The following is a 23,563-nucleotide window of genomic DNA, read 5'->3' as shown; positions in this document are numbered from 1 at the left end:
CCGGAGTCTCCTGGCTCCCGGATCGACGCTCGCCCCGGCCTTCCCACCCGGACGGGCAGTGGCCATCGCTGGGGTTCGCTCCCCGGTGACAGTGGCGGGACCGCGCCGGATTCGCACCGGCTTCCTCCGTACCGCCGCCTGCCCTTAGCCTACGACGGCAAGATCCGGCGTTACCATCCATCTCGTGCCCAAGCCCGACGCTCCCGGACGAACCCGCCCCGACGCCTGTCCGGGGGCGCTGCAGGTGCACGAGGCCGCCGACGGGCCGCTCGCCCGGGTCCGGCTGCCCGGCGGCCTGATCCGGGCCGACCAGCTGCGGGTGCTCGCCGACTGCGCGGCGACCCTCGGCAACGGCGTCATCGAGCTCACCTCGCGCGGGAACGTGCAGGTCCGCGGCCTGTCCGGGACGGTCCCGGGCGGGGGATCGGCGGCCGAGGCGTTCGCCGCGCGCATCGCCGCCGCGGGCCTGCTGCCGTCGGCCACGCACGAGCGGGTGCGCAACATCGTGGCCTCCCCGTTCGGGGAGGCGGACCTGGTGGACGCGCTCGACCGCGAGCTGTGCGCGCGCCCGGGGCTGGCCCGGCTGCCCGGGCGGTTCCTGTTCTCGATCGGGGATCTGGGGCTGGATGCGGACGTCACCTACGCCGCGGGCCGGTTGCTGCTCGCCGGGCGGGACGCCGGGCTGGCGGTGCCGCCGGAGCGGGCCGTGCCGACGATGCTCGACGCGGCCGAGGCGTTCCTGCGGCTGCGGACCACGGAGTGGCGGATCGCCGAGCTCGCCGACGGCCCGGCGCGGATCGCCGCCGCGCTCGGCGGCACGGCCGGGGAGGTACGGCAGGCACCGCCGCAGCCGCGCGAGCCGGGCGTGGTGGCGCAGCCGTCGGGCGGGCTCGCCGTACAGGCCCTCGTGCCGCTGGGGCGGCTCACCCCGGAGCAGGCGCACGCGATCGCCGGCCTCGCCGCCGAGGTGCGGTTCACGCCGTGGCGCACGGTCGTGGTCCGCGACGTGGCCGACCCGGAGGCGGTACGGCACGGCCTCGTGGCGGCCGGGCTCGTCACCGACCCGCGGTCGCCGTGGGTGGGGGTGACCGCGTGCACCGGGCTGCCCGGCTGCGCCCGGGCGCTCGCCGACGTGCGCGCGGACGCGGCCGCGTGGGTGCGCGCCCGGACGGCGCCCGCCGAGGTGCCGGTGCACTGGTCCGGGTGTGAGCGCCGCTGCGGGCTGCCGCGCGGCCGGGTGCGGCAGATGGTGGCGACCGCCACCGGTTACCGGGAGGAGGGGCCGTGACCGGGTACGCCGGGCCGCCGTTCGACTACATCAGGGACGGCGCCGAGATCTACCGGCGGTCGTTCGCCACCATCCGGGCCGAGGTGGACCTGGACGGCCTGCCACCCGAGGTGGCCCAGGTCGCGGTGCGGATGATCCACGCGTGCGGGATGACCGACCTCGTCCGGGACCTGGCCTGGTCGCCGCAGGTGGTGACCCGGGCGCGGGCCGCGCTGCGGGCGGGCGCGCCGGTGCTGTGCGACGCCGAGATGGTCGCCTCCGGCATCACCCGGCGGCGGCTGCCCGCGGGCAACGAGGTGGTCTGCACGCTCAACGACCCGCGGGTGCCCGAGCTCGCCGAGCGCCTCGGCACCACCCGGAGCGCGGCCGCGCTGGAGCTGTGGCGGGACCGGCTGGCGGGCTCGGTGGTCGCGATCGGCAACGCGCCGACCGCGCTGTTCCGGCTGCTCGAGCTGGTGGCCGAAGGAGCGGGCCGGCCAGCGGCGGTGCTCGGCATCCCGGTGGGCTTCGTCGGCGCGGCCGAGTCGAAGCTTGCCCTCGTCCATAGTGGCCTCGACTACCTGGTGGTGCACGGCCGCCGCGGTGGCAGCGCGCTCGCCGCCGCGGCCGTCAACGCCATCGCCTGCGAACGCGAGTGAGCCGCGCGGTACGGCGCGGCGTCGGTCGGTGAGGCGGGGTACCTGGTCACCGCTCAGCGGCCCGCCACGGGCGGTTGAAACTTTCTCGTCGCAGTGGGCGGTAATCGGTGCGCCGCGGGCGGGGCGGCGTGCCGGTGGGCGATACCGGCACAGGAGGCGGTGGGCGGCATTTTCCGATCAGTCCGCGATGTGGGCGAGATCGGGAATGTGGGCGGCCGCGATCCGGGGCCGCGCCGGAGGCTGGAGCAGGAACACCTTCCGGTCGAGCCGTTCCATGTCGCCGCCTCGCCCGTAGACCAGGCCCGCACAGAAGTCCACGAGCGGCCTGGCCACGTCGTCGGGGAGGTGCGAGACGTCCATGACGACCGCGGTGCCGCTGCGGAAGCAGTGCCCCACGTAGAAGGCGTCGTTGTAGTCCTTGGGCCGCAGCTTCTTGATCACGGGTGGGTCTTTCGTGTCGTGGTGGTCACCTGGGATACGGTCCCCGGCGCGAGGGCACCGGGGATTCGACGTACGCCGCGCATGCGGCATGTCCTGCGTCACCGACCCTGGGTCAGGTCTTCGCAGGCCTATACGAGCCGTGCGGCTCCATGCCGGCCCGCCCGGTGGTACCTGACACGGCAGTGGTGGAGATGGTAGCGAGAACGCTTCACATTGGTGGGCAAATCAGATCTTTATCCCCGTCACTCCGGTAACTGAATCCGTTTCGTTTCCATTGGCCGATTGATCGGTGACCGACGGCCCGGCCGCCCCGCCGGAATCGGCGTACCTCCCCGGCCCACATCGGGCCTCCGGCTGCGACGGCCGTCGCCGAAGCCGCCCTTGCCGAGCCGGGACTCGCGGCCGACGAGCGCACCTGCTCGCGCGGAGTTCGCTACGGCTTACAGGGGCGCGCGCTCGGCGGACATTCGCGGTCGTGACGGTACGAACCCTTGGCTCGCGATGGCCACGCCGCGACCTCGCCCGTTCCGAACGGCAATGCCGGTGGCCGCTGCGTGGCTCGCCGTCAGGACGGGCGACGAGCCCGCGCGGAGCGCCACCGGTACTTCGCAGCGGCGGCGACCAAGCGGTGCGCCAGGATCGGCTTCCCGGCCCAGTGCAGATGCAGGTAGGTGGCGGTGAGGCGGGCGTCGCCGAAGCCGTCGGCGCCGCCGTCCCAGCACAGCAGCGGGTCGGGCACCCGGTCGACCACGGTGCGGTGGAACTCGTGGCCGCGCAGCCGCTCGCCCGCCCGGGTGAGCAGCGAGTCGCGGCGGGCCACCGCCTCCCGGTAGCCGAGCGTGAGCCGGTCGGTCATCCGCGCCGCGGCCGGGATGCGGCCGCACATGCGCCGCCCGTCGAGCTCCCGGCACAGGTAGAGCAGCCCGGCGCACTCGGCGGCGATCGGCCCGCCGAACGCGGCCAGCGCCGCGCGCAGCCGCTCGTTCGCCGCGAGCCGGTCCGCGTACACCTCGGGGAAGCCGCCGCCGAGCACGACCGCGGCCGTGCCCTCGGGCAGCGCCTCGTCCCGGAGCGGGTCGAAGGCCGCGACCTCGGCCCCGGCGGCGCGCAGCAGCTCCACGTGCTCGGCGTAGCCGAAGGTGAACGCGGGCCCGCCCGCCACCGCCACCACCGTGCCGGAGCGCCGGTACGGCTCGCCCCGCCCGCCCGCGGCGCGGGCGAGCGCCTCCGCCGGATCCCACGCGGCCGCGCCGAGCGGCGGCGCGGCGCGGGCGAGCCGGACGATCGCCTCGAGGTCGCAGCAGCGGGCCACCAGCTCGCCCATGCGCCGCACCGCGTCGACCGCGGGCGCGCCGCGCTCGGCCGCGGGGACCAGGCCGAGGTGCCGGGACGGGGTGGCCACTGCCTCGTCGCGGCGGATCGCGCCCAGCACCGGGTAGCCCGCGAGCGCCTCCCGGCACAGCTCCTCGTGCCGGTCCGACCCGATCCGGTTGAGGATCACCCCGCCGAGCCGTACCCGCGGGTCGAAGGTGGCGAAGCCGTGCACCAGCGCGGCGACCGAGCGGCCCGCCCGGGAGGCGTCGACGACGAGCACGACCGGGGCGTCGAGCAGCCGGGCCACGTGCGCGGTCGAGGCGAAGTCCCGGCCGGCGTGCCCGTCGAACAGCCCCATCACGCCCTCGACCACCGCGACGTCGCAGCCGCGCGCGCCGTGCCGGAACAGCGGCCCGACCAGGTCCTCGCCCACCAAGAAGGGGTCGAGGTTGCGGCCCGGCCGCCCGGTGGCGACCGCGTGGTAGCCGGGGTCGATGTAGTCGGGGCCCACCTTGTGCGGCGACACCCGCAGGCCGCGCGCGTGCAGCGCGGCCATGAGCCCGGTCGCCACCGTGGTCTTGCCCGCCCCGGACGACGGCGCGGCGATCACCAGCCGGGGCACGGCGGCGTCGGTACGGCGGGCCGCCCCGGCGGCCGCGGGCCCCGGCGGCGCTACCACTCGATGCCCTTCTGGCCCTTCTGCCCACGGTCCATGGGGTGGCGGATCTTGCCCATCTCGGTCACCAGGTCGGCCGCCTCGACCAGCCGCTCCGGCGCGTTCCGCCCGGTGATCACCACGTGCTGGTACCCGGGCCGGCCCCGCAGCGTCTCCAGCACGTCGTCGAGGTCCACCCAGCCCCAGGCGAGCGGGTAGGTGAACTCGTCGAGCACGTAGAACCGGTACGTCTCGGCGGCCAGATCCCGCCGCACCTGCTCCCAGCCCTCCCGGGCCTGGGCCGCGTGGTCGTGCCCGGTCCCGGAGCGCCGCAGCCAGGACCAGCCCTCGCCCATCTTGTGCCAGGTGACCGTGCCGCCCTCGCCGCTCGCGCCGAGCAGCCGCAGCGCGCGCTCCTCGCCGGTGCGCCACTTCGCCGACTTGACGAACTGGAACACCCCGATCGGCCAGCCTTGGTTCCACGCGCGCAGCGCCATGCCGAACGCGGCCGTGGACTTCCCCTTGCCGGGGCCGGTGTGCACGATCACCAGCGGCCGGTTCCGCCGCTGCCGGGTGGTGAGCCCGTCGTCCGGGATCACCGGTGGCCTTCCCTGTGGCATCTCACACCGCCTTCGCGTGGGCTCGCCGGGCGGGTACGGCGGCGCCCGGCTCGGACAGCGCGTCGAGGGGGAGCAGGGTGGCCCGCAGCCGGGCGGCGAGGCGGGCCGCCAGGCCGAGCCGTACCGGGCCGGTCTCGCAGTCGACGACCACGCACGCCGTGCCGGTCAGCAGGCGGGCGGCGCGGTCGGCGGCGTCGCCGTCGGTGGCGCGGCCGTCGGTGACGAGCACGAGCAGCGGCCGCCGGGCCGGGTCGCGCAGCCGCTCGGCCCGCAGCACCTCGGCCGCCTTGGCGAGGCCCGCGCCGAGCGGGCTGCGGCCGCCGGTGGCGAGCGCGCGCAGCCGGGCGGCCCCGGCCTCCACCGACGAGGTCGGCGGCAGCGGCACCTCGGCGGCGGTCCCGCGGAAGGTGACCAGGCCGACCTTGTCCCGCCGCTGGTAGGCGTCGAGCAGCAGGCTCAGCACCGCGGTCTTCACCGCGGTCATCCGGCGGCGCGCGCCCATCGAGCCGCTCGCGTCGACCACGAACAGCACGAGGTTGCCCTCCCGGCCCTCGCGCACCGTCTCGCGCAGGTCGCCGCGGCGCAGCAGCAGCCCGGGTCCGGTGCGGCCGCGCCGCCGCTGGTGCGGGGCGGCGGCGAGCAGCGTCGCGGGCACGTGCACGTCCCGGGCCGGGCCGCGCGGCACGCGGGCGCCGATGCCGCGGCCGTACCGGCCCCGGGCGCGCGACCGCCGCCCGGCCGCGCCCGCCCCGAACCCCGGCACGCGCAGCAGCGGCACCCGGTACGGCGCGGCCACCCCGGCCACCCGGCCGCCCGCGGCCGGGCCCGCCGCGCGTGCGGGCTCATCCTCGCCGTGGCCCGGCACCGCGCCGTCCCGCGGCCCGGCCGCCTCCGGGGCCGGGCCACCGCGCGGCGGGGCGCGGTCCGGCGGCGGGCCGGTGGGATCGGGCCGGTCGGGCGGGGACGCGCGGTGCGTGCCCGGCGGCCGGTCGCCCGCCCCGCCGCCGTCGCCGTCCGGCCCGCCGGACGGCCCGCCGCCCGAATCGTCCGGGGGTTCGTCGTCCGGCTCGGTCCGGCGGAGCAGCTCGTCGAGCAGGTCCTCGTCGAGGCCGGGCGCGTCGAACGGGTCGCGCCGCCGCCGGTGCGGCAGCGCCAGCCGGGCGGCCGTGCGCACGTCCGCGGCGGTGACCGTGTCCCGGCCGTGCCAGGCCGCGTGCGCGATCGCCGCGTTCGCGGTCACCAGGTCCGCGCGCAGCCCGTCCACTTCGAACGCCGCGCACACCGCCGCGATCTGCCGCAGCCGGGCGTCCGGCAGCCGCACGTGCGGGACGCGGTCCCGCGCCGCCGCGATCCGCCGGGCGAGGTGCGCCTCCTGCCCGGCCCACCGCGCCGCGAACCCCTCCGGGTCGGCCTCGAACGCGAGCCGCCGCCGCACCACCTCGGCCCGCTCGTCCGGGTCCCGGGAGGCCCGCACCTCGACGGTGAGCCCGAACCGGTCGAGCAGCTGCGGCCGCAGCTCGCCCTCCTCCGGGTTCATCGTGCCGACGAGCAGGAACCGGGCCGCGTGCCGGACCGACACCGAGTCCCGCTCGACGTGGCAGGTGCCGAGCGCGGCGGCGTCGAGCAGCAGGTCCACCAGGTGGTCGTGGAGCAGGTTCACCTCGTCGACGTAGAGCACGCCGCGGTGCGCCGCGGCGAGCAGGCCGGGCTCGAACGCCTTCACGCCCTCGGTGAGCGCCCGCTCCACGTCGAGCGAGCCGACCAGCCGGTCCTCGGAGGCGCCGACCGGCAGCTCGACGAGCGCGGCGGGCCGCCGCACCCGCGGCGCGCCGGGCTCGTGCGGCCCGTCCGGGCAGCCCGGATCCGGCGCGTCCGGGTCGCAGGCGAACCGGCACCCGGCGACCACGTCGACCGGCGGCAGCTGCGCGGCGAGCGCGCGCACGATCGTCGACTTGGCGGTGCCCTTCTCGCCGCGCACGAGCACCCCGCCGACCCGGGGCGAGACCGCGTTGAGCAGGAGCGCGAGCTTGAGGTCGTCGAGCCCGACGACGGCGCTGAACGGAAAGTTGATCATCGAACGCCTTTGCTCGGGGGACATGGGAGCCGGCGGCCGTCGCCGTCCGCGCCGGGGGCCCGGCGCGCCGCGTCGGCGGAGACCGGGGACCGGGCGGGCGGCGGCGCGGCCGGGAGCACACGGCGTCCGCGCGGTGGCCGCACGGGGCACGCGCCGGGGCGCGGCACGCGGTCTACCCGGCCGGGGCGACCGCCGCCCGCCGGGTGGCGCGCTCGGTGAGCAGGCCGAACAGCACGCCGAGCGCCGACCAGAACACCAGCTGCGTGCCGAGCGAGGCGAGCCGGAAGTCCCACAGCAACGTGGCCGGGAAGCCCTCGGGCACCTCGTCGACCGGCGGCAGCAGCAGCCACGCGGCGACCACCGGCACGAGGAAGGCGGTCACCGCGGCCGTCCAGCGCCGCCACGGATCGGGCCCGGCCCGGCGGGCCGTGCCCACCGCGACCGCGGTCGCGGCGAGCCCGACCAGCACCATCACCAGGTACAGCAGGGTGCGCTCGTCGATCGTGTCCGGATCGCCCACGGCGGGTGGGTTCGCCGGGTACTTCACGAACGGGACGAGGACGATCGCGAGGAACGCGGTCCCGGCCGCGACGATCGCGAGCAGGCCGTCGTTGCGCGGCCCGACGCGCCCCCGCAGCCCCGCGTACACCAGCGCGAAGATCCCGCCCACGGCGAGCCCGTAGAGCCCGGTGGCGAGGAACAGGCCGGCCTGCTGCACCGGCCGGCTCACCACGACCCCGGCACCGTGCGAGTGACCCGCCGCTCCGCCGTGGTCGTGACCGTGATCGTGACCGTGTGCCGTCGCGCCCTCCCCGGCCGCGGCGCCCGCCTCCTCCAGCACGATCGCGCGCTCCACGTGCGGCTCGCCGGCGAGGAAGGCGAACGCGCCCGCGAGGATCCCGGCCAGCAGGCCCACGAGCAGGCCCCTGGCCACCAGGGTGCGGATCGTCATGGGGTGCCCTCAGTGGCAGGGCACGCCGAGCAGGTGCCGGCCGTCGTGCATCAGCTCGTGCAGGAGCAGGCCCGCCCGGGAGACCGCTCCGTTGTCCATCAGCACCAGGTAGGCGAGGAGCAGCAGAACGGGGACGGCGAGCAGCCAGGGCCGCAGCCGTGCCAGGGGATAGGACGAGGGAACAGACGAGGGAATGGACGACGGAGCGGACAGATCGCTCACAAGTGCCTCCTTCTGGGATAACGCGCCCATACGGTGAGGTCCCACGACGGTTCAAGCGACCTGGCTCCCGGGATCGACGTCCCGGATACAGTGGCGCGTCCGCACCGGCCTCTCACCGGATTTCCCTTGAACCGCCGCGAACTCCCTCGAAACGTACCGTGGCCCGCAATCCCCGTCAACGTACGGCCCGGCCGTACCCGCGGGCGGGCACCCGCCGCCGGACCCGGTCATGGGCCGGTCAGGGCCAGGTCAGACCGGCATGGGGGCGCGGCGACGCGGGCAGTGGTGCCCTCGGGCACGACACCGAGACGTGGCCGTGAGGGGAGGACCGGTGAGCGGTGCGAGGGACGACGAGGGCCGCCGGGAGCCGCGCGAGCGGTCCTGGCCCGCAGCCCCGGACGCGGGCCCCGGGCACGTGAGCGCCGACCTGGAGCGAGTGGCCTCGAACGAGGACGACCCCGACGCTGGGTCCGGCCGGGCCGACGCCGACGACGGCGCCTACCTTGCCGGCGAGGGCACCGGCCGCCCCTACTAGCGGAGTTCATCCCTTGGCGAGGCGCGCCCGGCCGCGCGCCGCCGAAGCGGACGCGGCGGGACGGATGGCGAACACAAGCGGCAGGCCGAGCCCGGCATGGCCCGGTTTACGGAAACCGCCACGCGATCCGCGGCCCGCCGCCGGAATCCGAGTTGCGTACGTCACAGACCTGGAGGCAGCGTAAGCGAGATCAGACGCAGGACACCAGACTATCCGTTCGTCAACCCCTGGCCTGCTGGCACCGTCCGCGGAGTGGGCCGAGCTGCGGCGGACCTGCCCGGTTAGGCGGGTCCGGCTGCCCAGCGGCGACGAGGCGGTGACTAAAATAACGAAAAAATGGATAGTGAACAGTGTCGCTATTCGCTATCCCCATACGGAAACGCTCAGCTCGACCCGGAGCGCGGGAGGCGCCGACCCGCGGTGCCACCGGGGGCGGAGCTCGAAACTCGCTTCAGCCAGGGTCCAGCAGAGAGAAGACCCGATCCAGGGCAGAGGAAATACGAAAGCGTGGCGACACCGTCGCCACGCTCGCCGTCTCTAGATTTCGTGATCTGGTGCCGTGCGAAGGGCCCCAGTTGTCAACGGCCAAGTGCGTGTCGCCGTTGGTGGCCAGGTTGAGGTCCCCACGTCTTCCAAACTGGTGACGCGGGTTCGATTCCCGTCGTCCGCTCTAATGACAAAAGGCCAGGTCAGAGCCCATGCGGGCGGCCTGGCCTTCGTGCTTTCACCCCCTGTTTTCGATCTTCCGTGCCATTTGCGTGCCAAATCGGTTGGCGATCTTCGGCTCGGCGGCGGCCTTGAAGGCCTGCCGGAGGGCCTGGGCGATCACCCTTGTCCCGCTCGTGGATCGCGTGCATATAGCTCTGCGCGGCCCGGGGCGAGGAGTGACCCCATGCTGGCCATCGGCTCCTTGAGGCCGGCGCCGCTGTAGTAGCGGTGGGTGTGCTCCTCGCGGAGGCTTCCAGGTTCGTGCCGTGCCCGGCAACGAGCGCGACGGCGCGCAAGAGCAACGCCAGAGCGGTCCGCCGGCAGGCGGTGTCCGTCTGACCTGGGCTGTTACCACTTTCCCTACGTCTTCAAGCCCACCGCTTGTTTCCCTACGTCTTCAAGCCCACCGCTTGCTCGGCGGAGAAGGACCGCCGCATCGGGGGAAACCAGCGCAGCCGGATACATCCATGCAGATGTCAGGGCTGGTCGCCCGTGGCGTCTTCGCCGTCCTGTTCCCGTTCGTGTTCCTGGTGAATCAGGTGGGTGAGGACGGTTTCGCTGATCTCGGTGAGGGCGTCCAGCTGGGCCGGGGTGAGCAGGTTGAGGAAGTCGGCGCGGAGCCGGGCCAGGTATTCGGGGGCGGCCTTTTCGATGGCCTTCCGGCCTTTGTCGAGGATGCAGACGACGGCGCTGCGGGCGTCCGCGGGGTTGGGTTCCCGGCAGAGCAGTCCCCGCTCGGCCATGCGGCGGATCTGGTGGGAGAGGCGGCTCTTCTCCCAGCCGAGGGCGCAGCGCAGGTCGAGGGCGCGCAGCCGTCCCTCCGGGCTGGTGTAAAGGGCGAACAGCACCTCGTAGTCGGCCAGGGACAGCCCGCAGTCACGGTGGAGGCTCTGCTGGAGGTGTGCCTGCAGCGCGGCGCTCATGCGCTGGTAGCTGGTCCACGCGCGGCGTTCCCGCGGTGTGAGGGGGATGCCGTCGCCCATGCCCCCAGGGTAGTTGACGGGTCATCCAACGGCGTATGCCGGGATAAGGTTGACTTGTCAACAGAAACGCTGTCGGGCACGCCATGTCCCGGCATCGTCATCGGGGAGACCGCCCATGACCGACTACGGCCACGAACTGCGTTTCGGCACTTTCCTCACCCCGGCCAACGATGACCCGGAGCGGGTCATCGGCCTCGCTCAGCTCACCGAGGAGGCCGGGCTCGACCTGGTCACCTTCCAAGACCACCCCTACCAGCCCGGGTTCCTCGACACGTGGACCCTGCTGTCCTACGTGGCCGCCCGCACGTCGCGGATTACCCTCGCGGGCAACGTGCTCAACCTGCCGCTCCGCCAGCCCGCCGTCCTGGCGCGCAGCGCGGCCAGCCTCGACCTGCTCAGCGGCGGCCGGGTTGAGCTGGGCCTCGGCGCGGGCGCGTTCTGGGAGGCGATCGTGGCCATGGGAGGCCGCCGTCTCACCCCGGGGCAGAGCGTGCAGGCGCTCGCCGAGGCGATCGAGATCATCCGCGGCATCTGGAACACGGACGAACGCGGCGTCTTAAAGGTCGACGGCGAGCACTACCGGGTTGCGGGGGCGAAGCGCGGCCCCGCACCCGCCCATCCCATCGAGATCTGGCTGGGCGCCTACAAGCCGCGCATGCTCCGCCTCGTCGGCCGTGCCGCGGACGGCTGGCTCCCCAGCGTCCCTTACCTGTCCGGCCTCGACGACCTCGCCCGCGGTAACGAGATCATCGATGAGGCCGCCGCCGCGGAGGGCCGCGACCCCGCCGCGATCCGCCGCCTGCTCAACGTCAACGGGGTGTTCGCCCGGTCCTCGCAGGGGTTCCTCACCGGGCCCGCGGACCAGTGGGTGGAGGAACTCACCGAACTCGCCCTCGCGTACGGCATCAGTGTGTTCATCCTCGGCAGCGACGATCCGGAGACGATTCAACGCTTCGGCGGCGAGGTGGCCCCCGCGGTCCGCGAGCTCGTCGCCAAGGAGCGGGAACGCCCCCGCACCGCGGAATCACCCGGTTCCGCTCTGGTGGCCGAGCCTCCCGTCCAGCCCGCGCAGGCGCCGGATGCGGCTCCCGGGCAGAGCCAGTACGACCGGCTGGGCGTGACCCCGACCCCCGACGACGGCACCCGCCTCCACCCGCGCAGCCGGGAGCTGCTGGGGGAGGACACTCGCCCCAGCCGCCCCGAATCCGGCCCGGATGTCGTCTACGACGACGTGTCCCGGGCGCTCGGCCGGCACCTCATCGACGTCCACGACCATCTCCGCGCCGAGCTCCGCCGGCTGCGGGAGCTCATCGATCAGGTACGGCAGGGCGCTTTGAGCGCGGGGGACGCCCGGTCGGCGATCAACGAGATGAGCCTGCGTCAGCACAACTGGAGTCTGGGCGCCTACTGCGCCGCCTACTGCCGGGTGGTCACCCAGCACCACACGCTGGAGGACGACGCGGTCTTCCCGCACTTGCGCGCCCAGGAGAAGGAACTGGAACCGGTCATCGACCGGCTCACCGAGGAACACCACGTCATCCACAGGGTGCTCAACGACGTGGACCGGGCGCTCGTCGAGTTCATCACCCACCCGGGCGACTTCACCCCGCTCCAGGACGCCGTCGACCTGCTCACCGACGTGCTGCTCTCCCACCTGGCCTACGAGGAGCGGGAGCTCGTGGAACCGCTGGCCCGCTACGGGTTCTACGCGGGCCAGGTGCACGCCCTCCGCCGCTCCCGGCGGTAAGCGGGCGGGAAAGCGGGGCACGGGCGGCGGCCCGCCGGCACGACGGCGTCCCTGATCCGAGCCGTCACGGCCTCCCCGTGCCGGCAAGGCGCCGTACGGCCGGGCCCCGCCGGCCGCATCCGGCCAGGGCGCCGGTGACGGGGTGCGCCCGGCCGGGCAGCCTTCCCGATGACGGCCGGTCATGGTGTCCGGCCGGGGACGCCGCCGCGCACGCCGGGCCGGGCGCGTCCCCGTCGTGACCGAGGAGACCCTGATGACCGAGGCGGTGCCCGCGGAGCTCTGGCCGGACCTGCTCACGCTGTGGGACTACCACCGCATGCGCCATGAGCCGCGCCGGACCGACATCGGCATCGGCCTGGGCGGCCACGACATCGGCGTGGCGCGGTGCGCCGCCGACCTCTACCGGAACGGGCTCTTCCCGCGGATCGTCTTCACCGGCGCCAACGCGCCCACCACGATCGAGCGGTTCCCCCGCGGGGAGGCGGTGCACTTCCGCGAGGAGGCCGTGAAGCTGGGCGTGCCCGGCGAGGCGATCCTGCTGGAGACCCGGGCCACCAACACGGGCGAGAACATCGCGTTCACCCGCGAGCTGCTCGCCGAGCTGGGGATCGAGGTCAGGTCGGTCACCCTCATCTCGCGGCCCTACCAGGAGCGCAGGGCGTACGCGACGTGCCGGAGGCTGTGGCCCGAGGTCGAGGTGGTCTGCGCCTCGCAACCCGTGTCGCTCGCGGAGTACCTCCGGGCGATCGGGGACGCGGACCGGGTGATCAACATGATCGTGGGGGACACCCAGCGGATCATCGAGTATCCCGGGCGCGGCTTCGCCATCCCGCAGGAGGTGCCCACGGAGGTGCTCGCGGCGTACCGGCGGCTGGTGGCCGCCGGATACACGCGGCGGCTCATCGGCTGACGCGTCGCCGGCCGCCTCCCGCGGCCTGAGTCCGCTCACCCCGTTCGTCGCTCCGCCGAGGCCTCGCCGTGGCGGTCAACCGGCGTACGGGTGACGGGCGGTGGCGTTCGGCATGATCGAGCGGCGGATACGGGACCGCAGGGTGCGGTTTCTCAATTGTACGGATGAATGCGTAATCACCTAACAACAAATGAAATATATTGCCTCAGCGATGAAACCGGATGCGGGCTGAGAGATGTGAACCTCGGCGAAAGGCGAATTGCCCGTATCGCCCGCCTGAGTTCGGCTATCATTTCGCTGAGTTTTTCGGCCGCGATCGCAACCTTTGTCCGGTAAGGCGGTCGCCTGTGCCCGGCCGGTGCGCGGGCGCGCTAGCGGTCGCGCGCGGGTGGAACGGGCGATGGCCTGGGCCATCGCCCCGTCGGAGTCATCGTCGTGCGGAGATCGGATATCCCGCCCGGCGGAACTCCCTGCCGCGCCCGCCGGATCGGCGCCGCGGAATCCGGCACCGGCCTGAGGCTTTTCCGATGCGCCGCAAGGTACGGCGGAATGCCCTGAACGGTACGGCGGAATGAGGGACGCCATGTATCTCGTGCCGCTCGAGCTCACCCCTGATCAGCGCGAGTTCCTCCTGGTAGCGGGGCTCGCCGTGCTGTTCATCCTCCTCGTCTGCGTGCTCCTCTTCGTCTACTATCTCCTGGGCGGCAAGATCACTTTGCGGGTCAACGGCTTCCCGGTGGCCTCCTTCCAGCGCCGCAGACCTCGCGATCGGGAGAACGAGGGCACGCCGGAGTGAGGGAGTGAGACAGGAGAACGGTGGCCCTCCCGGGGACGCCCCACCTTCATCGGCCGCGGGTGCCGCCGGCGAGCCGGGGATGGGGAAGCCCCGTGGGACGGCGTCGCGGTGCCGTACGCCGGCACCCGGCCGGCCTTGAGGCGGCCAGGCGCTCAGGCTTCGGCGGACAGCAGCGCCCACACCGCCTTGCCGCCGCCGGGGCGCGGCTCCCAGCCCCAGGCCTTGCTCAGGGTGTCGACGATGTGCAGCCCGCGGCCGTGCTCCGAGGCGTCGTCGAGCTCCGCCCGCGCGGGGATCCGCGGGCTCGGGTCGCCGACGGCCAGCAGGACGTGCGAGGCGACCCGGAGCAGCACGAGGGTGAGCGGATCGCCGGTGCGGCCGCGGCCCGGGGCGTGGGCGTAGCGGATCGCGTTCGTCACCAGCTCGGAGACGATGAGCGTGGCGTCCTCGATGAGTTCAGGGTGCCCCCAGCGCAGCAGCGCCGCCCGGGTGAGCGCCCGGGCTTCGGCCACAGACTCCGGCTGACTCCGTAAGTGATACGTCAGTTTGTCGGATTCGTTGGCGCGTGCGGAGAGGGAGGTGAAATCGGCTTCACCGACCGCCGGGCAGGCCGATATGGGCCGTTTCGGCATGTCGCCCGTACCTCCTGCCCTGGCGGGTGGTCAGTTCGTCGTCGGATGGATATGCGCCTTGGACATGATGGAATACGTTCTCGGTTGACGGCAAGAGCGGATGCACGTGCATCAGCGGGTCGCGGAAGGACTTTTGCACCGAGGCGAAAATTACCGAGCGGAGACCTTGTCAGAGCGGCCGGATCTGGCGAAACTGTGTGGGCTGGGTGTCGTGCGGGCTGCGCCTGACTGCCGCGATGAGGGGCGCGATCTGAGATCTGCAATGAGGGAGACGCCGTGACACAGATCCATTCCGGATCGGGTCCCACCGCCCTCCGCATTCTCCTCGGCTCCCAGCTCCGCAAGCTCCGTGAGAACCGGGGCATCAGCCGTGAGGAGGCGGGGAAGTGGATCCGCGCTTCCGAATCGAAGATCAGCAGGATGGAGCGAGGGCGGGTCGGCTTCAAGGAGCGCGACGTCTCCGACTTGCTCACCCTGTACGGCGTCGAGGACGAGGCGACGCGCAACCAGATCATGGACCTCGTCAACCGGGCGAACGAGCCGGGATGGTGGTACCGCTACAACGACCTGCTCCCCTCGTGGTTCCAGGCATACGTCGGCCTGGAGGAGGCGGCGTCGCGCATCCGCACGTATGAGGTGCAGTTCGTCCCCGGGCTGCTCCAGACGAAGGAGTACGCGCGGGCGGTCATCATGGCGGGCGCGCGGCCCGAGGAGATCGCCCGGCGGGTGCAGATGCGCCTGGAGCGGCAGCTGATCCTGGAGCGGGAGAACCCGCCCATGCTCTGGGCGGTGATCGACGAGGCGGCGCTCCGCCGGCCCATCGGCGGCGCCGACGTGATGCGCGGCCAGCTCCGGCACCTCATCGAGATGATGGAACGCCCCAACATCACGATTCAGATCGTTCCATTCAGCTCCGGGGGACACGCGGCCGAGGGCGGGGCCTTCAGCATCCTCAGGTTCGCCGACCCCGAGCTGCCCGACATCGTGTACGTCGAGCAGCTCGCCAGCGCGCTCTACCTGGACAAACCCGAGGAGCTCGACCGCTACACCGAGGTCATGGAGCGGCTCTGCGCGGTGAGCACGACGCCGTCGGAGACCGTCGACATGCTCCACCGGTTGATGGCGGAGCTGTGAGCTGTCGCTCCCAGGCTCCCGACTGTTCTAGACTGCGTCTGGCGCAGGACGTCCGTCGCGGTCGAGCGTGCCCGAATCGGTCGTACCGAGGCGGTTGACGCGTGCGCCCCTCAAGGTGGGCGCGGTGCGCGTCTCGCCGGAGCGCCGTGCAGACGCGTCCGCGATGCCAGATGCCGGATCAAGGAGACCACCCCGTGAAGACCGCTGTCGAGGAGCTCAGCCCTACCCGGGTCAAGCTCACCGTCGAGGTGCCGTTCCAGGAGCTCGAGTCGAGCCTGCAGGCCGCGTACAAGAAGGTCGCGAAGCAGGTGCGGGTGCCGGGCTTCCGCCCAGGCAAGGTGCCGGCCCGGATCATCGAACAGCGTTTCGGCCGCGCGGTGGTTCTCGAGGAGACGCTGAACGACGCCATCCCCAAGCTGTACAGCAAGGCCGTCGACGAGCAGGACCTGTTCCCGGTCAGCCAGCCGCAGATCGAGGTCACCAAGATCGAGGACGGGGAGCAGGTCGAGTTCACCGCCGAGGTGGACGTCCGGCCGGCCTTCGAGGTGCCCGACTTCGAGGGCACCGAGGTCGTGGTGAGCAGCGCCAAGGTCACCGATGAGGACGTCGACGCCCAGCTCGACGCGCTCCGCCAGCGCTTCGCCACCCTCACCGGCGTGGACCGTCCGGCCAAGGACGGCGACTACGTCGTGATGGACATGCGCGCCGAGATCAACGGCGAGAACCTCGACGAGCAGCAGGCATCGGACGTCTCCTACGAGGTGGGAGCCGGTTCCATCCTCCAGGGGCTCGACGACGCCCTCCGGGGGATGTCGGCGGGCGAGGAGAAGACCTTCCGCACCACGCTCGTCGGCGGTGAGCACGCCGGCCAGGAAGCCGACGTGATCGTCAAGGTCAAGTCGGTGAAGGAGAAGGTCCTGCCGGAGCTCGACGACGAGTTCGCGCAGCTCTCCAGCGAGTTCGACACCCTGGACGAGCTCAAGGAGAGCATCCGCGCCCAGGTGCGCCGGAACAAGCTGATCGAGCAGGTCCGGCAGGCCCGGGAGAAGGCCCTGGACGCGCTGCTCGAGAAGATCGACATTCCGCTGCCGGAGAGCGCGCTCAAGGTCGAGATCGAGGCCCGGAAGCAGTACCTCGACCAGCAGATCGCCCAGAGCGGGCTGAGCCGGGAGGCGTTCTTCCGCCTCTACCAGACCACGGAGGAGGAGCGCCTGGCCGAGATCGAGAAGACCGCCGCCCGGGCGCTCAAGGCCGGCTTCGTCCTTGACAAGATCGTGAAGTCCGAGGAGCTCGGCGTCAGCGAGCAGGAGCTCACCGACTTCGTGGTCCGCCAGGCCATGCAGATGGGCGTCGCGCCGAACACGCTCGCCAAGCAGCTGGCCGACACCAACCAGCTCACGCTCGCCATGATGGAGATCGCCCGGGAGAAGGCGAAGACCCTCCTCGGCGACGCGGCCAAGGTCAAGGACGAGGACGGCAACGACGTCGACCTCAAGGCGATCTACGCCGAGCTCAACCCCCAGCAGGAGCAGGCCGAGGGCGAGCAGGACAAGGAAGACAAGGACGACAAGGGCTCGGAGAGCTGATCTCCGCGGCGCCTCGCGCCGCCGGAGACCCGGTTCTCCGGGCCGGAGCCGCCCGGCCGTACCGGAACGGGAAAGACCCCCGCCGCCTGATCGGCGTGCCGGGGGTCTTCAGTCATAAGTCCGGATAAGTCCCGACAAAATTGGGAAATGCCTAGCGGAGCGACCGCCGGCCTTCGCCGGACGGCACTGCCGCGCGGGGTGCCGGTACGGCGGTGCAGGCCACGGTGCGGTGACCCGGCCGCGGCCACCTGCGCCGACAGCGAACAGCACCCGGAGAGGGCGTGAGCCGGCTGCCCTGCGCGTTAAGGTCGCAAGCAAGGCCAATCATTCGACGCATCGGAAGGTGACGCTGTGAGCAGCCCGCCGACCTTGTTCCCGCCGCTCGGCTCGGGCTTCTCGGGCATCGAAGCCCGGAGCCGGGACGACTTCCCGAGCCGCCTCGAAGATCAGCTCTACCAGTGGCTGCTGCGCGAGCGGATCGTGGTGCTCGGCTCCCAGGTGACCGACGAGGTGGCCAACCGCATCTGCGCTCAGCTGCTGCTCCTCGCCGCCGAGGACGAAGAGCGCGACATCTGGATGTACATCAACTCGCCGGGTGGCTCGGTCACGTCCGGCATGGCCATCTACGACATGATGCAGTACGTGCCGAACGACGTCTGCACGGTCGCGATGGGCCTCGCCGCCTCGATGGGACAGTTCCTGCTGTGCGCCGGCACCCGCGGCAAGCGCTACGCCCTGCCGCACGCCCGGATCATGATGCACCAGCCGTCGGGCGGCATCGGCGGTACCGCGGCTGATGTGGCGATCCAGGCCGAGCAGATGCTGTACGTGAAGAAGACCCTCGCCGAGCGGATCGCCTACCACACCGGCCAGACGGTCGAGCAGATCGAGCGTGACTCGGACCGCGACCGCTGGTTCACGGCCGAAGAGGCAAAGGCCTACGGTTTCATCGACCACGTCGTCCGTAGTGCGCGTCAGGTGCCCTCGCAGGGCCCCGTCTCATGAGTGGAGCTTCTCAAGTGAGTGCGCTGTACCGGCCGGGAGAGATCAACGGCCGCTACGTCCTTCCCTCCTTCGTCGAACGCACGTCGTACGGCGTCAAGGAGATGAATCCGTACAACAAGCTGTTCGAGGACCGGATCATCTTCCTTGGCGTCCAGATCGACGACGCGTCCGCCAACGACGTCATGGCCCAGCTGCTGACCCTGGAGTCGTTGGACCCGGACCGCGACATCAGCATCTACATCAACTCGCCGGGCGGCTCGTTCACCGCCATGACGGCGATCTACGACACGATGCAGTTCGTCCGGCCCGACATCCAGACGGTCTGCCTCGGCCAGGCCGCCTCGGCCGCCGCGGTGCTGCTCGCCGGTGGGACGCCGGGCAAGCGGTTCGCGCTGCCGAACGCCCGGGTGCTGATCCACCAGCCGTACACCGAGGGCGGCGGTCAGGGCAGTGACATCGAGATCCAGGCCCGCGAGATCCTCCGGATGCGGTCCCTGCTCGAGGAGATCATCGCCAAGCACACCGGCAAGTCGCCCGAGCAGATCCGCAAGGACATCGAGCGGGACAAGATCCTCACCGCCCAGGAGGCGAAGGAATACGGTCTGGTGGACGATATCATCCCGTCCCGTAAGAAGCGCCCGGCGGCGATCGCTGCGTCCTGAGAGGTTGCCGCACCGGAACAGTGTCCGAACCCCGGGCGCGTTCCGGTGCGACTCACCGCCGGAGGGCTTCCGGAGGGCTCTGAAGGCGGTAACGTCGAAAGCTGAGCGGGATACGTCGTCGCACCGGTCACCCGGCCGGGGACGAAGTACCCACCGCGGCAGCAGGGACGGTCCCACGCAAAGGAGAATCTGGGGTGGCACGCATCGGCGACGGGGGAGACCTGCTGAAGTGCTCGTTCTGCGGGAAAAGCCAGAAGCAGGTCAAGAAGCTCATCGCTGGACCAGGCGTCTATATCTGCGATGAGTGCATCGAGCTCTGCAACGAGATCATCGAGGAGGAGCTCGCGGAATCCTCCGAGCCCAAGTGGGATAACCTCCCCAAGCCGCGTGAGATCTACGAATTCCTGGACTCGTACGTCGTCGGCCAGGACAAGGCGAAGAAGGCGCTCTCGGTAGCGGTCTACAACCACTACAAGCGCATCCAGTCCGGCAACCGCGCCCGGGACGACGGCCTGGAGCTCGCCAAGTCCAACATCCTGCTGCTCGGCCCGACCGGGTCGGGGAAGACGCTCCTCGCGCAGACCCTGGCCAAGATGCTCAACGTCCCGTTCGCCATCGCGGACGCGACGGCGCTGACCGAGGCCGGGTACGTCGGCGAGGACGTGGAGAACATCCTCCTCAAGCTCATCCAGGCCGCCGACTACGACGTCAAGAAGGCCGAGACCGGCATCATCTACATCGACGAGGTCGACAAGATCGCTCGGAAGAGCGAGAACCCGTCGATCACCCGCGACGTCTCCGGTGAGGGCGTCCAGCAGGCGCTGCTGAAGATCCTGGAGGGGACCACCGCCAGCGTGCCGCCGCAGGGCGGGCGGAAGCACCCCCACCAGGAGTTCATCCAGATCGACACCACCAACGTCCTGTTCATCTGCGGCGGTGCGTTCGCCGGGCTCGAGAAGATCATCGAGCAGCGGATCGGCAAGAAGGGCATCGGCTTCAACGCCGTGCTCCGCTCCCGGGAGGAGATGGACTCCTCGGACATCTTCGCCGAGGTCATGCCGGAGGACCTGCTCAAGTACGGCATGATCCCGGAGTTCGTCGGCCGGCTGCCGGTGATCACGTCGGTCCACAACCTCGACCGGAACGCCCTGATCCAGATCCTCACCAAGCCGAAGAACGCGCTCGTCAAGCAGTACCGCCGCCTCTTCGAGCTTGACAACGTCGAGCTCGAGTTCACCGACGACGCCCTGGAGGCGATCGCCGACCAGGCGATCCTGCGCGGCACGGGCGCCCGCGGGCTGCGCGCCATCATGGAGGAGGTCCTCCTCTCCGTGATGTACGAGGTGCCGTCGCGGCAGGACATCGCCCGGGTGGTGATCACCCGGGAGGTCGTGCTCGAGAACGTCAACCCGACGCTGGTGCCGCGCGACCAGTACCAGGTGAAGCAGCAGCGCACGCCGCGGGAGAAGTCCGCCTGACGCGCTCCCGCCGGTCCGGTCCGCCACCCGGGCCGGGCCGTGTCGACCGGGGGTCGGGAACGCACCGCCGTGACCGGCCCATCGCGGTGCCGGCCGCCGCGTGACCACCCGCACGTCTCCGGCCGGCCGTGGGCCGTACCCCGGGCGAGGCCGGGCCCACCTCGCCACCGGGCCACCCCGCCGGATGGGGAGCGCCACCGGATGGGGCGCCGCCGCGCCCGGCCACGATCCGTGGCGGCCTCCGCCGCCGTGCCCGGCCATAGAATTGGTCATCGTGACCACGCCTGACCTGCCCACCCAGTACTCGCCCGCCGACGTCGAGACCAAGACCTACGAGCGCTGGGTATCGAACGGGTATTTCACCGCGGACCCGGGCAGCGGGCGTGAGCCGTACTGCATCGTCCTTCCCCCGCCCAACGTGACCGGGTCCCTCCACGTCGGGCACGCGCTCGACCACTCGATCCAGGACGCCCTGGTCCGGCGGGCGCGCATGCGGGGCTTCGAGACGCTCTGGCTGCCGGGCCTGGACCACGCCGGCATCGCCACCCAGAACGTGGTCGAACGGGAGATCGCCAAGGAGGGCCTGTCCCGCCACGACCTCGGCCGGGAGGCGTTCGTCGAGCGCGTCTGGCGGTGGAAGGAGGAGTCCGGCGGCAAGATCCTCGCGCAGATGCGCAAGCTCGGGGACAGCGTCGACTGGACCCGCGAGCGGTTCACCATGGACCCGGGCCTCTCCCGGGCGGTGCAGACGATCTTCAAGCGCCTCTTCGACGACGGGCTCATCTACCGCGCGGAGCGGATCATCAACTGGTGCCCGCGCTGCCTCACCGCGCTGTCCGACATCGAGGTCACCCACACCGAGGACGAGGGCGAGCTCGTCTACATCCGGTACGGCTCGGGCGACACCGAGATCGTGGTGGCCACCACCCGGCCGGAGACCATGCTCGGGGACACCGCGGTCGCCGTCCACCCGGAGGACGAGCGCTACGCCCATCTGGTGGGCAAGCGGATCGAGCTCCCGCTCACCGGCCGGCAGATCCCCATCGTGGCCGACGAGCACGTCGACCCGGAGTTCGGCACCGGCGCGGTCAAGGTGACCCCCGCGCACGACCCCAACGACTTCGAGATCGGGCGCCGCCACTCGCTGGAGTCGATCGTCATCATGGACGAGCGCGGCACGATCACCGCGCACGGCCCCTTCTTCGGCCTCGACCGGTTCGAGGCGCGGCCGGCCGTGGTGGCCGCGCTGCGCGAGCAGGGCCGGATCGTCCGCGAGCAGCGCCCCTACCTGCACGCCGTGGGCCACTGCTCCCGGTGCGGCACCGTGGTGGAGCCCAGGCTGTCGCTCCAGTGGTTCGTCAAGGTGGCGCCGCTCGCCAAGGCCGCGGGTGACGCGGTGCGCGACGGACGGACGCGCATCCACCCGCCGGACATGGCGAAGCGCTACTTCGACTGGGTCGACGACATGCACGACTGGTGCATCTCGCGGCAGCTCTGGTGGGGGCACCGGATCCCGGTCTGGTACGGCCCGGACGGCGACATGGTGTGCGTGGGCCCGGACGAGGAGCCGCCGGCCGGCTACACGCAGGACCCGGACGTGCTCGACACGTGGTTCTCCTCCGCGCTGTGGCCGTTCTCCACGCTCGGCTGGCCGGACGAGACGCCCGACCTGGCCCGGTTCTACCCGACGACCGTGCTCGTCACCGGGTACGACATCCTGTTCTTCTGGGTCGCCCGGATGATGATGTTCGGCCTGTACGCGATGGACGGGCGGCCGCCGTTCCGGACCGTGGTCCTGCACGGCATGGTGCGCGACCAGTTCGGCAAGAAGATGTCGAAGTTCTTCGGCAACGTGGTCGACCCGCTCGACTGGATCGCGCGCTACGGGGCCGACGCCACCCGGTTCACGCTGCTCCGGGGCGCCCACCCGGGCTCGGACGTGGCGATCAGTGAGGAGTGGGCGGCCGGGTCCCGGAACTTCTGCAACAAGATCTGGAACGCCACCCGGTTCGCGCTGCTGAACGGCGCGGTCTCCACCGGGCTGCCGGAGCGGGAGCGGCTCACCACCGCGGACCGCTGGATCCTCTCCCGCCTGCAGACCGTGATCGCGGCGGTGGACGCCGCGTTCGAGGAGTTCGAGTTCGCCAAGGTCTGCGACGCCCTGTACCACTTCGCCTGGGACGAGGTCTGCGACTGGTACGTCGAGCTCGCCAAGACCCAGCTTGCCGCGGGCGGGGAGGTGGCCGAGAACACCAAGCGGGTGCTGGGCCACGTGCTCGACGCCCTCCTTCGCCTGCTCCACCCGCTGATCCCGTTCGTGACCGAGGAGCTGTGGCGCGCCCTCACCGGGCGCGAATCGATCATGATCGCCCCGTGGCCGGCCGCGTCGCCGGAGCTCGCCGACCCGGCCGCCGAGCAGGAGATCGCCGAGCTCCAGGAGCTGGTCACGCAGGTCCGCCGGTTCCGCGCCGACCAGGGCCTCAAGCCCAGCAGCCGGGTGGCGGCCCGGCTGAACCTCGCGGGTACGGCTCTCGCCCCGCACGAGCCGGCGATCCGCTCGCTGGTCCGGCTGGACCCGCCGGGGGAGGGGTTCACCCCGACCGCCCGGCTCGAGGTGGGGGCCGTCACCGTGGAGATCGACACCGCGGGCGCCATCGACCTGGCGGCGGAGCGGAGGCGGCTGGAGAAGGACCTCGCCGCGGCGCGGAAGGAGTACGCGCAGGCCAGCGGGAAGCTCGCCAACGAGCAGTTCCTCGCCAAGGCGCCGGCCGAGGCCGTCGAGAAGGTCCGGCGGCGCGCCGCCCAGGCGCAGGAGGAGATCGCCCGGCTGGAGGCCCGGCTCGCCGCGCTGTCCGGGTGACGGCCGGGGTATCCGTGCCGGTCCGCGCGGCCTGGGACGCGGCGAGAGGCGAGGCGTCTTGGGCGGTACGGTGAGCGGGCCGGCCCGCCGCTGTCCGGGGCGGCTCCCCGCGGCCGGCGACGAGGAGCGGATGGCCGGCTTCGGCGGCGAGGAGACCGCGGCCGCGGCCGAGGATCGACATCGCCATCGAGGGCGGCCACCCGGCTCTCGCCACGGGTTTCCGGCGCCGGTTTTCCTGCGCCGGTGATCCGATTCGACGGAATTCGCGATCTGCGGTAAGTTCAAAGGGCTGCCTCGGGCGAGGTTCGGCCGTTTGATTCCTG

Annotated in this window: 20 protein-coding genes and 2 riboswitches; of the genes, 12 read left to right on the top strand and 8 right to left on the bottom strand. The window is 72.1% G+C overall.

Going from position 1 to position 23,563, the window contains the following annotated elements; genetic code table 11:
- Positions 1 to 4: 4 nt before the first annotated feature.
- Positions 5 to 126: riboswitch (cobalamin riboswitch) on the bottom strand.
- 58 nt (positions 127 to 184) lie between these two features.
- On the top strand, positions 185 to 1,288 hold the full coding sequence (locus TBIS_RS12355) for a nitrate/sulfite reductase (protein WP_013132730.1): 1,104 nt from the start codon (positions 185 to 187) through the stop codon (positions 1,286 to 1,288).
- Complete coding sequence (locus tag TBIS_RS12350; protein WP_013132729.1) at positions 1,285 to 1,926, top strand: precorrin-8X methylmutase; 642 nt, start codon at positions 1,285 to 1,287, stop codon at positions 1,924 to 1,926. The genes TBIS_RS12355 and TBIS_RS12350 overlap by 4 nt, the downstream gene beginning before the upstream one ends.
- A 177-nt stretch (positions 1,927 to 2,103) precedes the next feature.
- On the opposite strand, the gene TBIS_RS12345 is transcribed toward TBIS_RS12350, so the two are convergent.
- From TBIS_RS12345 to TBIS_RS12320, 6 genes are all read right to left on the bottom strand, one after another.
- On the bottom strand, positions 2,104 to 2,367 hold the full coding sequence (locus tag TBIS_RS12345; RefSeq protein ID WP_050760519.1) for a cell division protein SepF: 264 nt from the start codon (positions 2,365 to 2,367) through the stop codon (positions 2,104 to 2,106).
- Between the two features lie 565 nt (positions 2,368 to 2,932).
- Positions 2,933 to 4,294: a cobyrinic acid a,c-diamide synthase CobB gene (locus TBIS_RS12340; RefSeq protein WP_206771204.1), complete on the bottom strand. Its 1,362-nt coding sequence runs from the start codon at positions 4,292 to 4,294 to the stop codon at positions 2,933 to 2,935.
- Positions 4,295 to 4,353: 59 nt separating this feature from the next.
- Positions 4,354 to 4,956, bottom strand: coding sequence for a cob(I)yrinic acid a,c-diamide adenosyltransferase (gene cobO, locus TBIS_RS12335; RefSeq protein WP_013132726.1), 603 nt, complete (start codon positions 4,954 to 4,956; stop codon positions 4,354 to 4,356).
- A 1-nt stretch (position 4,957) separates the two neighbouring features.
- Positions 4,958 to 7,030, bottom strand: coding sequence for a VWA domain-containing protein (locus TBIS_RS12330; protein WP_013132725.1), 2,073 nt, complete (start codon positions 7,028 to 7,030; stop codon positions 4,958 to 4,960).
- Between the two features lie 172 nt (positions 7,031 to 7,202).
- Positions 7,203 to 7,982, bottom strand: coding sequence for a CbtA family protein (locus TBIS_RS12325; RefSeq protein ID WP_013132724.1), 780 nt, complete (start codon positions 7,980 to 7,982; stop codon positions 7,203 to 7,205).
- Between the two features lie 9 nt (positions 7,983 to 7,991).
- The gene (locus TBIS_RS12320) at positions 7,992 to 8,204 is read right to left on the bottom strand and encodes a CbtB domain-containing protein (protein ID WP_041431547.1); all 213 of its coding nucleotides are present in this window, start codon (positions 8,202 to 8,204) and stop codon (positions 7,992 to 7,994) included.
- Positions 8,205 to 8,207: 3 nt separating this feature from the next.
- A riboswitch (adenosylcobalamin (AdoCbl) riboswitch) is annotated at positions 8,208 to 8,356 on the bottom strand.
- 179 nt (positions 8,357 to 8,535) lie between these two features.
- Here TBIS_RS12320 and TBIS_RS12315 point away from each other — a divergent pair.
- Positions 8,536 to 8,739 (top strand): hypothetical protein, encoded by a 204-nt coding sequence (locus tag TBIS_RS12315; RefSeq protein WP_013132722.1) that lies wholly within the window; start codon positions 8,536 to 8,538, stop codon positions 8,737 to 8,739.
- Positions 8,740 to 9,923: 1,184 nt separating this feature from the next.
- On the opposite strand, the gene TBIS_RS12310 is transcribed toward TBIS_RS12315, so the two are convergent.
- Positions 9,924 to 10,430 carry a MarR family winged helix-turn-helix transcriptional regulator gene (locus tag TBIS_RS12310; RefSeq protein ID WP_013132720.1) on the bottom strand — a complete coding sequence of 169 codons (507 nt, stop codon included), beginning with the start codon at positions 10,428 to 10,430 and terminating at the stop codon, positions 9,924 to 9,926.
- Positions 10,431 to 10,545: 115 nt separating this feature from the next.
- Here TBIS_RS12310 and TBIS_RS20170 point away from each other — a divergent pair, with 115 nt between their 5' ends.
- The 3 genes from TBIS_RS20170 to TBIS_RS12295 all read left to right on the top strand — a co-directional run bounded on the left by TBIS_RS20170 (position 10,546) and on the right by TBIS_RS12295 (position 13,883).
- Positions 10,546 to 12,177, top strand: a complete 1,632-nt coding sequence (locus TBIS_RS20170; RefSeq protein ID WP_013132719.1) for an LLM class flavin-dependent oxidoreductase — start codon at positions 10,546 to 10,548, stop codon at positions 12,175 to 12,177.
- 253 nt (positions 12,178 to 12,430) lie between these two features.
- Complete coding sequence (locus TBIS_RS12300) at positions 12,431 to 13,087, top strand: YdcF family protein (RefSeq protein WP_013132718.1); 657 nt, start codon at positions 12,431 to 12,433, stop codon at positions 13,085 to 13,087.
- Positions 13,088 to 13,670: 583 nt separating this feature from the next.
- Positions 13,671 to 13,883 carry a hypothetical protein gene (locus TBIS_RS12295; protein WP_013132717.1) on the top strand — a complete coding sequence of 71 codons (213 nt, stop codon included), beginning with the start codon at positions 13,671 to 13,673 and terminating at the stop codon, positions 13,881 to 13,883.
- Positions 13,884 to 14,035: 152 nt separating this feature from the next.
- On the opposite strand, the gene TBIS_RS12290 is transcribed toward TBIS_RS12295, so the two are convergent.
- Positions 14,036 to 14,428, bottom strand: coding sequence for an ATP-binding protein (locus tag TBIS_RS12290; protein ID WP_273368335.1), 393 nt, complete (start codon positions 14,426 to 14,428; stop codon positions 14,036 to 14,038).
- A 363-nt stretch (positions 14,429 to 14,791) separates the two neighbouring features.
- On the opposite strand from TBIS_RS12290, the gene TBIS_RS12285 reads away from it, so the two are divergent.
- The 6 genes from TBIS_RS12285 (at position 14,792) to TBIS_RS12260 (ending at position 23,240) form a co-directional block, all read left to right on the top strand.
- Positions 14,792 to 15,649 (top strand): helix-turn-helix domain-containing protein, encoded by an 858-nt coding sequence (locus tag TBIS_RS12285; protein ID WP_013132715.1) that lies wholly within the window; start codon positions 14,792 to 14,794, stop codon positions 15,647 to 15,649.
- A gap of 194 nt (positions 15,650 to 15,843) precedes the next feature.
- Positions 15,844 to 17,235, top strand: a complete 1,392-nt coding sequence (tig, locus tag TBIS_RS12280; RefSeq protein ID WP_013132714.1) for a trigger factor — start codon at positions 15,844 to 15,846, stop codon at positions 17,233 to 17,235.
- Between the two features lie 351 nt (positions 17,236 to 17,586).
- Positions 17,587 to 18,240: a ClpP family protease gene (locus TBIS_RS12275; RefSeq protein WP_013132713.1), complete on the top strand. Its 654-nt coding sequence runs from the start codon at positions 17,587 to 17,589 to the stop codon at positions 18,238 to 18,240.
- Positions 18,237 to 18,902: an ATP-dependent Clp protease proteolytic subunit gene (locus tag TBIS_RS12270; RefSeq protein ID WP_050760517.1), complete on the top strand. Its 666-nt coding sequence runs from the start codon at positions 18,237 to 18,239 to the stop codon at positions 18,900 to 18,902. Before TBIS_RS12275 ends, TBIS_RS12270 begins: the two co-directional genes overlap by 4 nt.
- Before the next feature lie 194 nt (positions 18,903 to 19,096).
- Positions 19,097 to 20,380, top strand: coding sequence for an ATP-dependent Clp protease ATP-binding subunit ClpX (clpX, locus tag TBIS_RS12265; RefSeq protein ID WP_013132711.1), 1,284 nt, complete (start codon positions 19,097 to 19,099; stop codon positions 20,378 to 20,380).
- Positions 20,381 to 20,564: 184 nt separating this feature from the next.
- Entirely contained in the window at positions 20,565 to 23,240 is a 2,676-nt protein-coding gene (locus TBIS_RS12260) for a valine--tRNA ligase (protein WP_013132710.1), read from the top strand.
- The last annotated feature ends 323 nt before the right edge of the window (positions 23,241 to 23,563 follow it).

It is taken from the genome of Thermobispora bispora DSM 43833 (assembly GCF_000092645.1).
Lineage (GTDB): Bacteria > Actinomycetota > Actinomycetes > Streptosporangiales > Streptosporangiaceae > Thermobispora > Thermobispora bispora.
Note: the sequence above shows the minus strand (reverse complement) of the source record. Positions and strands in the feature narration are given on the sequence as shown.

Excerpts from the sequence above, each read along its gene's own strand:
- cobO (WP_013132726.1), bottom strand. The coding sequence starts at position 4,956 with ATGCCACAGGGAAGGCCACCGGTGATCCCGGACGACGGGCTCACCACC.
- TBIS_RS12330 (WP_013132725.1), bottom strand. The coding sequence starts at position 7,030 with ATGATCAACTTTCCGTTCAGCGCCGTCGTCGGGCTCGACGACCTCAAG.
- TBIS_RS12325 (WP_013132724.1), bottom strand. The coding sequence starts at position 7,982 with ATGACGATCCGCACCCTGGTGGCCAGGGGCCTGCTCGTGGGCCTGCTG.
- TBIS_RS12310 (WP_013132720.1), bottom strand. The coding sequence starts at position 10,430 with ATGGGCGACGGCATCCCCCTCACACCGCGGGAACGCCGCGCGTGGACC.
- TBIS_RS20170 (WP_013132719.1), top strand. The coding sequence starts at position 10,546 with ATGACCGACTACGGCCACGAACTGCGTTTCGGCACTTTCCTCACCCCG.
- TBIS_RS12300 (WP_013132718.1), top strand. The coding sequence starts at position 12,431 with ATGACCGAGGCGGTGCCCGCGGAGCTCTGGCCGGACCTGCTCACGCTG.
- TBIS_RS12295 (WP_013132717.1), top strand. The coding sequence starts at position 13,671 with ATGTATCTCGTGCCGCTCGAGCTCACCCCTGATCAGCGCGAGTTCCTC.
- TBIS_RS12270 (WP_050760517.1), top strand. The coding sequence starts at position 18,237 with ATGAGTGGAGCTTCTCAAGTGAGTGCGCTGTACCGGCCGGGAGAGATC.
- TBIS_RS12260 (WP_013132710.1), top strand. The coding sequence starts at position 20,565 with ATGGGGAGCGCCACCGGATGGGGCGCCGCCGCGCCCGGCCACGATCCG.